This is a genomic window from Aliiroseovarius sp. ABM4_368 (assembly GCF_056161205.1).
This window is the reverse complement of sequence record NZ_JBSWYR010000001.1, coordinates 358957-373407: the sequence shown is the minus strand read 5'-3', so window position 1 is coordinate 373407 and position 14451 is coordinate 358957. Positions and strand designations below refer to the sequence as shown.

Annotated in this window: 11 protein-coding genes; 1 reads left to right on the top strand and 10 read right to left on the bottom strand. The window is 58.8% G+C overall.

Annotation, left to right across the window (positions count from 1 at the left end; genetic code table 11):
• Positions 1 to 55: 55 nt before the first annotated feature.
• The 9 genes from murD to ACXAH3_RS01855 all read right to left on the bottom strand — a co-directional run bounded on the left by murD (position 56) and on the right by ACXAH3_RS01855 (position 10985).
• Entirely contained in the window at positions 56 to 1462 is a 1407-nt protein-coding gene (gene murD, locus ACXAH3_RS01895; protein ID WP_474860375.1) for a UDP-N-acetylmuramoyl-L-alanine--D-glutamate ligase, read from the bottom strand.
• Between the two features lie 99 nt (positions 1463 to 1561).
• Complete coding sequence (mraY, locus tag ACXAH3_RS01890) at positions 1562 to 2644, bottom strand: phospho-N-acetylmuramoyl-pentapeptide-transferase (RefSeq protein ID WP_474860374.1); 1083 nt, start codon at positions 2642 to 2644, stop codon at positions 1562 to 1564.
• Positions 2645 to 2665: 21 nt separating this feature from the next.
• Complete coding sequence (locus ACXAH3_RS01885; RefSeq protein WP_474860373.1) at positions 2666 to 4081, bottom strand: UDP-N-acetylmuramoyl-tripeptide--D-alanyl-D-alanine ligase; 1416 nt, start codon at positions 4079 to 4081, stop codon at positions 2666 to 2668.
• The gene (locus tag ACXAH3_RS01880) at positions 4078 to 5556 is read right to left on the bottom strand and encodes a UDP-N-acetylmuramoyl-L-alanyl-D-glutamate--2,6-diaminopimelate ligase (RefSeq protein ID WP_474860372.1); all 1479 of its coding nucleotides are present in this window, start codon (positions 5554 to 5556) and stop codon (positions 4078 to 4080) included. The genes ACXAH3_RS01885 and ACXAH3_RS01880 overlap by 4 nt, the downstream gene beginning before the upstream one ends.
• Positions 5557 to 5587: 31 nt before the next feature.
• On the bottom strand, positions 5588 to 7393 hold the full coding sequence (locus ACXAH3_RS01875; protein WP_474860371.1) for a peptidoglycan D,D-transpeptidase FtsI family protein: 1806 nt from the start codon (positions 7391 to 7393) through the stop codon (positions 5588 to 5590).
• Entirely contained in the window at positions 7393 to 7731 is a 339-nt protein-coding gene (gene ftsL, locus ACXAH3_RS01870) for a cell division protein FtsL (RefSeq protein ID WP_474860370.1), read from the bottom strand. Before ftsL ends, ACXAH3_RS01875 begins: the two co-directional genes overlap by 1 nt.
• Positions 7732 to 7736: 5 nt before the next feature.
• Positions 7737 to 8741 carry a 16S rRNA (cytosine(1402)-N(4))-methyltransferase RsmH gene (rsmH, locus tag ACXAH3_RS01865; protein WP_474860369.1) on the bottom strand — a complete coding sequence of 335 codons (1005 nt, stop codon included), beginning with the start codon at positions 8739 to 8741 and terminating at the stop codon, positions 7737 to 7739.
• A gap of 1 nt (position 8742) precedes the next feature.
• Positions 8743 to 9246 carry a division/cell wall cluster transcriptional repressor MraZ gene (gene mraZ, locus ACXAH3_RS01860; protein ID WP_474860368.1) on the bottom strand — a complete coding sequence of 168 codons (504 nt, stop codon included), beginning with the start codon at positions 9244 to 9246 and terminating at the stop codon, positions 8743 to 8745.
• Between the two features lie 665 nt (positions 9247 to 9911).
• Positions 9912 to 10985, bottom strand: coding sequence for an Mrp/NBP35 family ATP-binding protein (locus tag ACXAH3_RS01855; RefSeq protein WP_474860366.1), 1074 nt, complete (start codon positions 10983 to 10985; stop codon positions 9912 to 9914).
• 479 nt (positions 10986 to 11464) lie between these two features.
• On the opposite strand from ACXAH3_RS01855, the gene ACXAH3_RS01850 reads away from it, so the two are divergent.
• Entirely contained in the window at positions 11465 to 11680 is a 216-nt protein-coding gene (locus tag ACXAH3_RS01850; RefSeq protein WP_474860365.1) for a DUF1127 domain-containing protein, read from the top strand.
• Positions 11681 to 12026: 346 nt separating this feature from the next.
• On the opposite strand, the gene ACXAH3_RS01845 is transcribed toward ACXAH3_RS01850, so the two are convergent.
• Positions 12027 to 14429, bottom strand: coding sequence for an ATP-dependent helicase (locus ACXAH3_RS01845; protein ID WP_474860364.1), 2403 nt, complete (start codon positions 14427 to 14429; stop codon positions 12027 to 12029).
• Positions 14430 to 14451: the final 22 nt, after the last annotated feature.

Below are 14451 nucleotides of genomic sequence, written 5' to 3'. Positions count from 1 at the left end.
CTTACAAACAAGGGTTTTTTGGCGATCTCAGCATACCGCGGGATACCGGTAACGCTCACATATCCCGAAGGTGGTCCTGAACCAGACGGGTGAAATCCTCGCCCCGTTTTTCGAAATCGGGGTACTGGTCAAAACTGGCTGCTGCAGGGGCCAGAAGCACCGTGTCGCCGGATTGGGCATCCTTGGCGGCGGTGGCGACCGCGTTTTCCATCGTCTCGCAAATCTCATACGGGACGTCGCCCAATTGCAGCGCGAACTCACGCGCGGAATGGCCGATCAGATAGGCTTTGGTCACGTTTTCAAGGGCATCCGACAAGCTTTCGATACCGCCATCTTTGCCCAAGCCGCCCGCAATCCAGCGGATGTTGTCGAAGGCTCCCAACGCAGCGCGCGCGCTGTCCACATTGGTCGCTTTGCTGTCATTCACGAAGGCCACACCGTCTTTTTCACCTACCAATTGCGAGCGATGCGGCAGGCCTTTGAAAGCGTGGAAGGCGGCTTCGATCACCTTCGGTGACAACCCGATGGTGCGGCAAACCGCATAAGCCGCGCAGGCATTTTGGTGGTTGTGGCTGCCGGGCAATCCCTTGATGGCGCGCAGATCCACCGACGCGATTTGGCGCCCCTTTCGGTATTCAGACAGGAACCCCTTACGGGCAAAGACCTGCCAGCCCGGCCCGGTAAGTTTGCGATCAACCGAGATACGGATCACCCGATCATCCGCCGCGCCTTCAGACAATTGCCCCGCCAGATAGGCCCCTTCGGCCTCGTCTACGCCGATGACAGCACGATCTGGACCGCCTTCCGCAAACAGACGCCGTTTGGCTGCGAAATAGCCGCCCATACCACCGTGACGGTCCAGATGGTCGGGCGACAGGTTGGTGAAGACCGCGATGTCCGGGGTCAGCGCACGGGCAAGGTCAGTCTGATAGCTCGACAGCTCCAGCACCACGACTTCACCGTCATGGGCGGGGTCAATGTCCAAGACTCCACGCCCGATATTCCCCGCCAGTTGTGCGGGTTTGCCCGCATGTTCCAGCACGTGGTGGATCAAGGCCGAGGTGGTGGATTTCCCGTTGGACCCAGTGACTGCCACGATGCGCGGCAACGTTTCAAAATTGTCCCATTCCTGATCGGCGAAGCTGCGGAAAAACAGGCCAATATCATTGTCGACCGGCACGCCAGCCTCTTGCGCGCGGGCGATCAGCTTGTTGGGTTCGGGGTAAAGATGGGGAATGCCCGGGCTGACGATCAGGGCCGAGACATCTTCCCACGCGTTGCCCTTGTTCAGGTCATGCAGGATCAGCCCCTTCCCTTCGGCACGCTCGCGGGCTTCTTGCCCATCATCCCAGCAAAGCGCCTCGGCCCCGCCGGCCTCTAGCGCGTGGGCTGTTGCAAGGCCCGAGCGTCCAAGCCCCAGAACCGCAACTTTGCGCCCTACGTAACCTTTAACCGGGATCATGCGTGTCTCCTATCCGTCTTGAAACATCGCTAAAGGGTTTGGCCCAAAAACAAAAGCCCCGCCGGATGGGCGGGGCGATTGGAAAGTCTTTGGTGGCGCTTAGCGTACCTTCAGTGTCGCAAGCCCGATCAGCGCCAAGATCAACGAAATGATCCAGAAGCGGATAACGATCTGCGGCTCTTGCCAGCCTTTGTGTTCGAAATGGTGATGGATCGGGGCCATCAGGAAGACGCGCTTGCCGGTCTTCTTGTAATACAGCACCTGAATAATGACCGAGAGTGCTTCGACCACGAAAAGCCCGCCGACGATGGCCAACACGATCTCGTGCTTGGTCGCAACGGCGATGGCGCCCAAAGCCCCACCAAGGGCCAGCGAACCAGTGTCGCCCATGAACACGGCCGCGGGCGGTGCGTTGTACCACAAAAAGCCCAAGCCGCCCCCAATCAGCGCCGAGGTAAAGACGAACAGCTCGCCCGTGCCGGGCACATAATGCACGTCAAGATATTCGGTAAAGTCGACGCGGCCCACGGCATAGGCGATCACGCCCAAAGTGCCCGCCGCAATCATCACTGGCATGATCGCCAGCCCATCCAGCCCGTCCGTCAGGTTCACCGCATTTGCCGACCCGACGATAACAATCATCACGAAGGGAATGAACAGAAAGCCCATATACAAAAGCGTGTCTTTGAACACTGGGAAGGCCAATTGGTATTGAAGCCCTTCTGGATGCACGCTTGCCGCCCAAACGCCTGCAATCCCGGCAATTGCCAACCCAATCGCCAGCCTGATCTTGCCGGAAACGCCCGCCGTGTTGTTCTTCGAAACCTTGGCATAGTCATCCGCAAAGCCAATCAAACCAAAGCCATAGGTCACAAAGAGCGTGATCCAGACGTAAGCATTGTCCAGCCGTGCCCACATCAGTGTCGCCACCAGAAGGGCTGACAGGATCAACAACCCGCCCATGGTTGGCGTGCCCTGCTTTTCCTTGTGGCTTTCGGGGCCATCGTCACGGATCGGCTGCCCTTTGCCCTGCTTGCGGCGCAGGATGTTGATCAGGGGCTTGCCGAACATGAAGCCGAAAATCAGCGCGGTAAAGAACGCCCCACCCGAACGGAAGGTGATGTAGCGAAACAAGTTGAAGAAATCGCCGCCATCCGAAAACTCGGTCAACCAATACAACATGAATGAGGGCCCTTTTATTAATTAACCTTGCGCTTGGCTCATTTTGCGGATCGCGTCAACAGCTTTGGACACCAGCGAGCCTTTCGATCCTTTGACCAGCACCACATCTCCCGCGTCGATCAGGCTGTGCACCTGCGCGGCCATATCGTCGGCCGTTTCAGTGTAAACGCCCTGCTTATCGCCAGTAAGCCGGTCCCACAGCGTTTTCATGCGCGGGCCTGAACAGTGCACCACGTCAATATCTTCAATGAAGGGCAGATCGGCGATGTCGCCATGAAGGGCCAGCTCATCCGGCCCCAACTCCAGCATGTCGCCCAGAATGGCAATCCGACGTCCCTTGTGGATCGCGCCAACGCCGTCGATGGGCGTCATCGTCGCCAGTACCTCGAGCGATGCAGCCATTGAGGTTGGGTTGGCGTTGAAAGCGTCGTCGATCAGCGTAACGCTCAGCCCTTCGGGGGCGTCCAGCAGGATATCTTCGCGTGTGCCACGCCCGGTGGGCGGCTGCCACAGTGTCATGTCGCGGGCGGCCAAAGTCTCGTCCGCGCCAAGCGCACGTGCGGCGACCAGAACGGCCAGCGCGTTGCGGGCAAAATGGCGGCCTGCGGTGGCAATTTTGAACAACTGTTCTTGGCCCGCGACCATCGCTTTGCAGATGGTTGCATCCGGGGTCAGGGACACATGGGTCAGGTGGTGGTCGTTGTCCGCATTCGCGCCGAAACTTTCGGTCACGAAACCTTCGGCAGCGGCGCGCAACACGGGTGTTGTGTCCAGATCGCCATTGATGATGGCAACACCTCCACCTTCTAATCCCTTGAAAATGGATCCCTTTTCACGTGCGATACCGTCCACGTCGTCAAACGATTCAAGGTGCGCGGCGGCGACGGTGGTCACCATCGCCACATGGGGCCGCGCCATCTGTGCCAGTGGCTCGATCTCACCGGGGTTGCTCATGCCGATCTCGATCACGGCGAAGTCCGTATCCGCCGGCATCCGCGCCAAAGTCAGCGGCACGCCCCAATGGTTATTATAGCTTGCCTCGGCCGCGTGGGTCTTGCCCTGCCGCGCCAAAACCGCCCGCAGCATTTCCTTGGTCGAAGTCTTGCCGACCGAGCCGGTCACCGCCACGACACGCGCATCTGTGCGGGCGCGGGCGGCACGGCCCAGATCTTCCAGCGCAGATAGCACATCATCCACGATCAATAGCCGTGCGTCGCCCTGGACCCCTTCGGGCACATGGCTGACCAAAGCAGCCCCTGCGCCTTTTTCCAACGCTTGCGACACAAACTCATGCCCATCGCGCGCGGCTTTCAAGGCAACGAACAGATCGCCCGCTTCGATGGTCCGCGTGTCGATGGATACTCCGGTGACAGACCAATCGCCGCGTGCTTCGCCGCCTGTGGCCTTTGCGGCGTCTTTCGCTGTCCAAAGGCTCATGCCAACCGTCCTTCCAAAGCCGCCACCGCGACCGAGGCTTGTTCGACGTCATCAAAGGGCAGCACGTCATTGCCCACGGTTTGGCCGGTCTCGTGGCCCTTGCCCGCAATAAGCAGCGTGTCGCCCGGTCCCAGAGCGTCAACGCCGCGCAAGATGGCCTCGGCCCGATCGCCCACATTCACCGCCTCGGGGCAGCCTTCCATCACCATCGAGCGGATCAAGGCGGGATCTTCGCTGCGCGGGTTGTCGTCGGTGACAAAGACAACATCGGCATTCTCTGCCGCCGCCTGCCCCATCAGTTTCCGTTTCGAGGTATCGCGTTCCCCGCCAGCGCCGAACACCACCACCAGACGGCCCAGCACATGCGGGCGCATGGCGCGCAAAGCGGTTTTTAGCGCGTCGGGTGTATGGGCATAGTCCACAAACACCGCCGCGCCGTTGTCACGGGTCGCCGCGTGTTGCATCCGGCCACGGACGGTTTCCAGATCCTTGAAGGTCTCAAACACATGTTCGGGCTCGGCCCCGCATCCAATGGCCAACCCAGCAGCGGCCAAAACGTTTTCGGCCTGAAAGCCCCCGATCAGGTTCAAACGTGCGGTAAAAGGTTTACCCTGCCACGCGAACATCAGCTCTTGCCCGGTGGCGTCAAATCGGCGGGCTTTAAGCTGCAACTCGCACCCATCCGCCAAACCTACACGGATCAAGTTTTGACCGCGTGCTTCGGCGATGGTGGCCATCTCGGCCCCTTTGGGATCATCCATGTTGATCACTGCCGTCCCGCCCTCGGGCAAGACGCGGGCAAACAGCCCCGCTTTGGCCGCGAAGTATTCTTCAAACGTTTCGTGATAATCCAAATGGTCCTGCGTAAAGTTGGTAAAGGCGGCTGCCGACAAGCGCACCCCATCCAAACGACGCTGAGAAAGCCCGTGGGACGAGGCCTCCATCGCGGCATGGGTGACGCCCGCTCCGGCCATATCGACCAGCACTTTATGCAGGGTGATCGGCTCGGGCGTGGTGTGTGACAAAGGCGCTGTGAACGCACCTTCAACGCCCGTCGTGCCCAGATTGGCAGCTTTGATGCCAAGAAGTGTCCAAATCTGGCGGGTGAAACTGGCGACAGACGTCTTCCCGTTTGTCCCTGTTGCGGCCACCATATGTTCGGGCTGAGCGCCGAACCAAAGGGCCGCCGTATAGGCCAACGCCATGCGTGGGTCTTCGGTGACAACGACTGCGGCGTCCGACGCCGCAAGTTCGGTTTCCGCAATCTTTGCGCCTTCGGGATCGGTCAGGATCGCCGCAGCCCCCATACGCAACGCATATTGAATGAACTCGCCGCCATGCAATTTCGCACCCGGAAGTGCTGCAAACAAATGGCCGTGTTTCACCAGACGGCTGTCCACCGACAGTCCTGTCACTTGCGCGTCACGCCCTGCCCGGGCGCTGAGCCCCAGTTCACCCAGGGATTTCGTTACCATCTCAGCACCCATCTGTTTGCAATCCGCCTTATCAGTTCGACGTGAGTGTTACCCCAGTTGCGTCCAAAGGTTCAACGCGGGTTTCACGCGGCTTCATTCCCAAAAGGGGCGCCACACGTTCGACGATCGTGGCAGCAACCGGAACGGCAGTCCAGCCAGCGGTGCGGCGCGGCTTGGTGCCCGAGGTCTCGACCGGTTCATCCAGCGTGACGATCAGCACGTATTTCGGGTTGTCGGTCGGGAACATGCTGGCAAATGTGTTGATCACTTTGTCATCATAATATCCGCCGTTCGGCTTGGGCTTGTCTGCTGTACCGGTTTTGCCGCCGACCAGATAGCCCTGAACCTCGCCAAAGCTGGCGGTGCCTTCTGTAACCACCTTGCGCAACATGTCGCGCGCCGCAGCGGCCGAGGCCTCGCTCATCACGCGCGGGCCGCGTTCAACGTGGTGCTGTTTCAACACTGTGGGCTTCACGGCATAGCCACCATTGGCAATCGCGGCATAGGCTGCGGCCAAGTGCATGGGCGAGTTCGAGATACCGTGCCCGTAAGAAATCGTGACCGAGCTGAGCTTGCCCCAGTTCTTTGGAACAAGAGGTGTCGAACCCGTCGCCTCGACAATTTCGAACGGGGTGGGGTCCAGCAGACCAAGGGTTTTCAGGAACTCTCTCTGACGCTCGGACCCGATCTGAAGCGCCATGCGCCCCGTCCCCCGGTTCGAGCTTTTGACGATGATGTCCGTCACCGACAGCTCGCCATAGTTTTTGTTACGGAACTCGCCAATGCGGAAGCCCGAGATCTTCATCGGCACACCCGTGTCGATCACCGTGTTCGGGTTCACAAGCCCCAGATCCATCGCCTGAATGGCGGTGAAAATTTTGAAGGTCGAGCCAAGTTCATAGACCCCCTGCACCGCACGGTTGAACAGCGGGCTATCGGACTGATCCTTACCCTTATCCGCCACGGTCAAGGGACGCGGACGGTTGTTCGGATCGAAATCCGGCAATGACGCGACCGAGATCACCTCGCCCGTGTGGACATCCATCAAGATCGCGGCTGCGCCCTTGGCGTTCATCATTTTCATGCCGCCGTGCAACACACGCTCGACCGCGTCCTGAATGGACAGGTCGATGGACAGTTCAAGCGGCGCACCGCCATTGGCCGGGTTACGAAGATAATCATCGAACTGCTTTTCAACGCCGGCCACGCCGATCACCTCGGCCGCCGACACACCTTCGCGGCCAAAGCTGGCCCCGCCCAACACGTGGGCCGCCAACTTGCCGTTCGGATACAGGCGCATCTCGCGCGGGCCAAACAGAAGGCCGGGTTCACCGATGTCAAACACGGCTTGTTTTTGCTCGGGGCTGATTTTCTTCTTGATCCACAGGAACTTACGCGATCCGGTGAAATCCTTAATCAGGCGTTCATGCTCCAGATCCGGGAAGATACGCACCAACTCACTCGCGGCGCGTTCCGGGTCCACCATCTGATGCGGCTGAGCATAGAGCGCGTGGGTCACGAGGTTCGTTGCCAGAATGCGGCCCTGACGGTCCAGAATGTCAGCGCGAGCAGTGGCGATGGATGCCCCCGGTGCTTGCGCGCGCGGCTCTTGTGCCTCGGACGCGGACAGGGTTGCCATGCGGACGCCAACGGTCGCGAAGGCACAGAGGAAGAACCCGGCCAGAACCAACAAACGCCCTTCCGAGCGCAGACGTGATTCATTGCGGATCTGGTCGTGGCGATGGCGCAAGTTCTCGCGTTCAATCGCATCGGGGTTCTCACCCTTAGCGCGAGCTTCGAGAATGCGAGCAAGAGGGCGGAGGGGGACACGGGTCATTATTCGATCTCTCCCATCACATCCACAGCGTCGGTGATTTCGGGCAGGTCATCGTCAACAAAGGCAATTTGATCGACGCGGCCAAACTGGCCCGGTTCCAACACGTTCAGTTCCAGTTTGTCATAGTTCATCTCGGCCAGATCCCGCAGGCGATCAGGGCGGTTCAGATATGCCCATTCAGCGCGCAAAACGGCCAGCTCTTCTTGCATGCGTCCGATCTCGCCCTGCAACCTGTGCGAACGATCCAGCGAGGCTTGCGTCTTATAGTTTTCGGAATAAGCCCAATAGGCCAAGCCCATCACAACAAGGGCGGAAGCAATATAAAGCAAACTACGCATTACGATCAGTCCTTAAATACAAGGGGCGGCAAGCCAAGTTTTTTGCGGTCCGAGGGTCCAGCAGGCGCATCCGTGCGGGTCGCAACGCGCAGACGGGCGGACCGGGCGCGCGGATTTTCCTGCAACTCGTCTTTATCGGGGCCGATGGCTTTGCGCGGGGTCAGCTTGAAACGCGGAGTTTCTTCCGCAGCCTCCGGCGCATAACGTGACCCGCCCCCGCCCGAGGACGCACGCGCCTGCAAGAAACGTTTGACCACGCGATCCTCCATCGAATGGAAGGTCACAACGGCCAGCTTGCCGCCGGGTTTCAGAGCGCGTTCGGCAGCTTCAAGCCCTTCAATCAATTGACCAAATTCGTCATTCACCGCAATGCGGATGGCTTGAAAGCTGCGCGTCGCAGGGTGGCTTTGGCCAGACTTCGAGCGCGGCAGGTTCTTTTCGATCACGTCTGCCAGTTGCAACGTTGTCTCAAACCGGGCCTCATCCCGCGCCTTCACAATCGCCCGTGCGATGCGGCGCGAAGCACGCTCTTCCCCGTAGTGATACAGGATGTCCGCCAGCGTATCGGCATCCGCTTCATTCACCAGATCGGCGGCCGAAGGGCCAGATTGGCTCATCCGCATGTCCAACGGGCCGTCTTTCATGAAGGAAAAACCGCGTTCGGCCAGATCCAACTGCATCGAGCTGACGCCCAGATCCAGAACAACACCATCCAAGGGCTTGCCTGCCAATGTGTCCATTTCGGAAAACGTGCCTTCGCGCAGGGCCAGCCGGTCGCCATAGTCGCCCGCCCAGTCTGATGCCATGTCGAACACCATCGGATCGCGGTCAATCCCGCAGACCCAGTCGGCCCCGGCGTCCAGCAATCCGCGCGTATATCCCCCTGCCCCGAACGTTCCATCTGCCCAGTCGCCAGAAACAGGCGCGACCGCTTCTAGAAGCGGCCGAAGAAGGACAGGGATATGCGGTCGTTTTACAGTTGTTTTTTCGGTGGCAGCCGGGTCAGACATCTTATCCATCCCCCTGACTGCCCAGCAGGGTCAACACATCGAAATCTTCTGACTGTTCGTTCAGCCACTCTTCAGTCTTGGCGACTTCAACCTCTTCATAGGTCTCGGGCTTCCAGATCTGGAACGTGTCGCCGGTGGCGATAAAAAACGCTTCTTTCTCTAGCCCGATTTTTTGACGCAGCTTGGCAGGTAGCACCAGACGGCCGGTTTCATCCACAGTTGTGGGGAAGGATTGCCCGTTGAACAGACGCTCCAACATCCGACGTTCCATCGAGCCGCGCGGCATCTTGGCGATCTGGTCATCAACCTCGTCAATCGCTTCGATTGTATAGGCTTCCAGATAGTTGCGGCGGTGGTCGCCATAGACAATGACAAGATTGGGGTTCAGACCATCGGTCCAATCGGGGTCGCCAGCTTCCAGAACACGGCGAAACAGGGCGGGGATCGAGACCCTGCCCTTCGTGTCCACCTTGTGGTGGCTTTCACCTCTGAACCTACGTGCCACTTGCGCGGCCCCCTTTAATAACTGTCCCTTCAACCCTGGCAGAGGCTGGAATTAAAAACGGCGAATTGATCTAGCTGCCACTGACCAATCCGCCGCCTGTCCCGTTTCCGGGGTGCCCAGCTGCGCGCGCCACCTGGGGGGATGTCTGCTCGCGTACGCGCCGGATCTCTTTCGTTGATGAAAGCGGGGCCTGTATGAAACCTGACTTGGGAGTGTCTGCGAGGTCTTATCGCCTCTTTCTGTCCCGTCCTCATCTTGAATACATGGATAGCTTGGGAATTTATGGGAAGCAATAGTTTTTTGCGGGATTTCTTGCCCTTGGCCGGATTTGAGCGACAAAAATTTGCGCGCAAATGCAGAAATATTGGGGCTCAATCCGGCATGTAGACATCAAATGACCAGACATCACTATATATAGTGTCTCATACGCAGAAACTGCTCTTTCCCATGAAATCCAAATTTTTTCACTTTTTTCGCCACAACCGCTTCGAACACCCACTGACCACCTGCTTTGCCCCGTCCCGAACCGACGAAAAATCGCAGACATCCCATATGAAGCCCATAATTTCCCAGAACCCCAACTGCGCGGAATCGAAACGCCCGGCGCTCAAGGCACCGGGCGTCGCAGACACTCTTATATATAATGTCTCTACTGCAAGGTCGGATCAGGCGATCCCGCGCGCGACCATATCTTGGGCCAATTTGGCATAGGCATCGGCCACCGCGCCGTCACCAGCCGCAATCGGAGTTCCCCCGTCGCCCGCAAGCCGCACATCAAGTGACAAAGGGATCTCGCCCAGGAAAGGTGCGCCGATGGTGGCGGCCTCGTCCTTGACGCCGCCATGGCCAAACAGATGCGCCTCGTGACCGCAGCTGGGACAGACATAGGACGACATGTTTTCGACCAGCCCAAGGATCGGCACCTTCACCTTATCAAACATGTCTATAGCCTTGCGCGCATCCAAAAGCGCCACATCTTGAGGGGTCGATACCACGATCGCCCCGCTGATCTGCGCCTTTTGCGCCAATGTAAGCTGCACATCGCCAGTTCCGGGTGGAAGATCGATCAGCAGCACATCCAGCGGCCCCCACGAGACCTGAAACAGCATCTGTTGCAGTGCGCCCATCAACATGGGACCACGCCAGACCACTGCCTCGCGTTCGGATTTCAGCATCAAACCGATGGACATCATCTTGACCCCATGCGCCGTGACCGGGGTCAGCATGTCGCCGTCAGAGGATCCGGGCCGTTCATTCGTACCCATCATGCGTGGCTGAGACGGGCCAAGAATATCAGCATCCAAAAGCCCGACCTTGCGCCCCTGCTTAGCCAAGGCCACAGCAAGATTAGAACTAAGCGTGGACTTCCCCACCCCACCCTTGCCCGAGGCAATGGCGACAATCGACGCCACACCAGGAACCTGCAACGGGCCAGCTTGCGGCTTGGGATGCCCACCGATTTTCAGGTTGGGCGCGGGTTTGGCCGGCGCGGATCCATGCGCTGTCAAGATGACCGAGACTGTCTCGATCCCCGGCAGATCAGCTACGGCGGCTTCGGCGGCTCGGCGCTGCGGCTCAAGCCCTGCGGCTTCTTCAGGCGACCTTGCTTCGATCACAAACCGCACAGCGGCCCCATCGACCGTTAAGGCACGCACCATGTCGCGCGACACCAGATCGCCTCCATCGGGCAAAGCCACCGCCGAAAGCGCCCCCATTATCCTGTCTTTTACATCCGCCATTGAAGCCTCCTTGATCCTGACCTCTTTACTTGGCGACTTTCTACGGGCGCGCAAGGGCAATTCAATCCAACACACGCGCGGATAAACGAATCATTTTTGCCAAATAGGGGACCCTTGCCATCTGATTTGCCCTTTAGACCCCATCCCTCCTTCTGATCAGAGCACACCAAACGGGCGCTCAATTTCACCGCAATTGCTTAACAATGAAAACTTCCCCTACGGCACCCTTCGCGTCAAAGTTTCTGCTTTGCAGCATTTCAAGGCAAAACCGAAAATTTGCCACATAAACGCCTATTTTATTGACATTTTACCTATGCACCAGACGCATGTCTGGTTTGATTTTCTAGGGTGTTGTGCAACCGCAGCATTAGCCCCATGTTTATCTCACAGCGACGATGTTGTCGCTAACGAAACAAGTTCTGCCCAGAATTACGGGCTTTAAATTCGCAGAGTTCTGCGACTGAAAGTGAGTAAGCACAATGGCACATGCAAGTGAAATCAATCTGGCTCAGGCAAGCCTGAGCGACCGTTTTGCAGCGCTGATCGCAGGTTGGAAAGAAAACCGCGCAGCCCGCCAGACCTATCGTCAGACCGTCAAGGAACTGAACGCGCTGAGCGACCGCGAACTGGCCGATCTGGGTATTGGCCGCAGCTCGATCCGCTTCGTTGCGCGGATGGCTGTATACGACAACTAGTTTTCGGTTCACCGCCACCCTCCTCCCAGGTGGTGAACACGAATGGCGGCGAGGTCTCTCCTCCTCCCTGATCTCGCCGCCCAAAAGCTTCGGACTGTCATCCTCCTCCCGACAGTCCTTGGGCCGCGGCGATGTCTTCCTCCTCCCTGACATCGCCGCACCCCCAAATTTCGGGGCGTTCCACCCTCCTCCCAGGAACGTTTCGATTTGACGCGGGTCACCTCCTCCCGACCCAAGTCGCAGTGCCGGGCCTCACTCCTCCTCCCGAGGTCCGACCAAATAGGAAACGGCGTCGCTCACCTCCTCCCGAGCGGCGCCGTTTTTTATTCCAGAATGTCTGAAGTGATCAGAAGGGGACGTCACCCGCCTGCGCGGCTGGCACGATGAATTTCGCGACAACCTTTTTGGCGCCGGCCTTGTCGAACTCGATATCCAGCTTGTCGCCTTCAATGCCCATAACGGTGCCATAACCAAACTTGGTGTGGAACACGCGGTCGCCTTGGATAAAGGACGACACGGCGGTGGCGTCGATCACAAGCCCCTTGGCTTCGTTTGGACTGGGCTTTATGCGCAGGTTTCCTTGCGCCTGCATCCGCTTCCATCCCGGCGAATTATACGCATCCGCGCGGCTGGCTTTGTCCTCCAAGGGGGACTGCCCCCCGAAATCGCCCGACATGCCACCATAGCCGCCGCCATACAGGCCCGGCGCGGTCAGCACTTCCACGTGATCCTCGGGCAGTTCATCGACGAAACGCGAGGGCAGTTGCGACTGCCATTGGCCGTAAACACGGCGATTGGCTGCGAAGGAAATCGTGCAGACCTCTTCCGCCCGTGTGATGCCGACATAGGCCAGACGACGTTCTTCCTCGAGCCCCTTAAGCCCGCTTTCATCCATCGAACGCTGGGACGGAAACAGCCCGTCTTCCCATCCCGGCAGGAACACGGCGGGGTATTCCAGCCCCTTGGCCGCGTGCAAGGTCATTATCGTGACCTTTTCCTCGGCGTCGTCCGTATCGTTGTCCATGATCAGGCTGACGTGCTCCAGAAAACCCTGAAGGTTTTCAAAGCTTTCCAGCGCCTTCACCAGTTCCTTAAGGTTTTCAAGACGGCCGGGTGCTTCGGGCGTTTTGTCGTTCAGCCACATGGTCGTATAGCCGGATTCTTCCAAGATCACTTCGGCCATTTCGATATGGGTGTCTTCTTCCGCCCGCAGCTGGTTGAACCAGCGATCCAGCCCTGCGACCAGTTCGGCCAACCCCTTGCCGCCCTTGCCCTTTATGGCGCTCGTTTCGACCGCGATCCGCGCGCCTTCAACCAGCGAAACGCCATTGGTGCGGGCCAGCATCTGGATCGTCTGAACCGCCTTGTCACCCAGCCCACGGCGGGGTGTGTTGACGATGCGTTCAAACGCCAGATCGTCGTCTTGGCTCACCGCCAAACGGAAATATGCCATCGCATCGCGGATTTCCAAGCGTTCGTAAAACCGAGGCCCGCCGATCACGCGATAGGGCAAGCCGATGGTCAGAAAGCGGTCTTCAAACGCGCGCATCTGGTGGGACGCGCGCACAAGGATCGCCATGTCATCCAGCGATTTACCAGCCATGCCACGTGTGCCGGACTGCATCGCCTCGATTTCCTCGCCGACCCAACGGGCTTCTTCGTCACCGTCCCAATGGCCGATCAGGCGGACTTTTTCGCCGCCCTCGGCCTCGGTCCACAGCTCTTTGCCCAGACGGTCCGCATTGCCCGCGATCACGCCGGACGCGGCTGCCAGAATATGCGCGGTGGAGCGATAGTTTTGCTCCAACCGCACAACCTTCGCGCCCGGAAAATCCTTTTCAAACCGTAGGATATTGCCCACCTCGGCCCCACGCCAGCCATAGATCGACTGATCGTCATCACCCACGCAGCAGATGTTTTTGTGCCCCGCCGCCAGAAGCCGCAGCCACAGATACTGGGCCACGTTAGTATCCTGGTATTCGTCGACAAGGATGTAGCGAAACCAGCTTTGATACTTGGCTAGAATATCGTCGTGTTGCTGAAAAATCGTGACCATGTGTAAAAGCAGATCACCGAAATCGCAAGCATTGAGCGTCTTCAACCGCTCTTGATACTGCGCATAGAGTTCCGGCCCACGATCGTTAAACGCCTGCGCCTCGGACGCGGGCAGCGTTTCCGGCGTCCATGCGCGGTTCTTCCAATTGTCGATCACGCCCGACAACAGCCGCGCGGGCCAGCGTTTTTCGTCGATGTTGCTGGCCACAATCAGTTGTTTCAAAAGCCGAATTTGGTCATCCGTGTCCAAAATGGTGAAGTTGGTTTTCAGCCCGACCAGCTCGGCGTGACGACGCAGAAGTTTCACGCAGATCGAATGGAAGGTGCCCATCCACGGCATGCCTTCAACCGTCTGGCCCAGCAGTCCGGCGACACGTTCTTTCATCTCGCGCGCGGCTTTGTTCGTAAAGGTCACGGCCAAGATTTCATTGGTGCGCGCGGACCCGGTGGTCAGCAGATGCGCAATCCGCGTGGTCAGCGCCTTGGTCTTACCTGTTCCCGCGCCTGCCAGCATCAAAACCGGACCGTTTAATGTCTCGACCGCCTCGCGTTGGGCAGGGTTTAAACCGCCCATATAGGGTGCCGATCGCGCACCAATGGCCGCCCCCATCGCGCGCTGCGATAGGGGGACCTTCGGCGCCCCTACCCCATCATCGGAATCATCAATCAGGTCGTTGTCGTCAATGCTGCTCATTCGATCTTCTTAGCAACGCCAA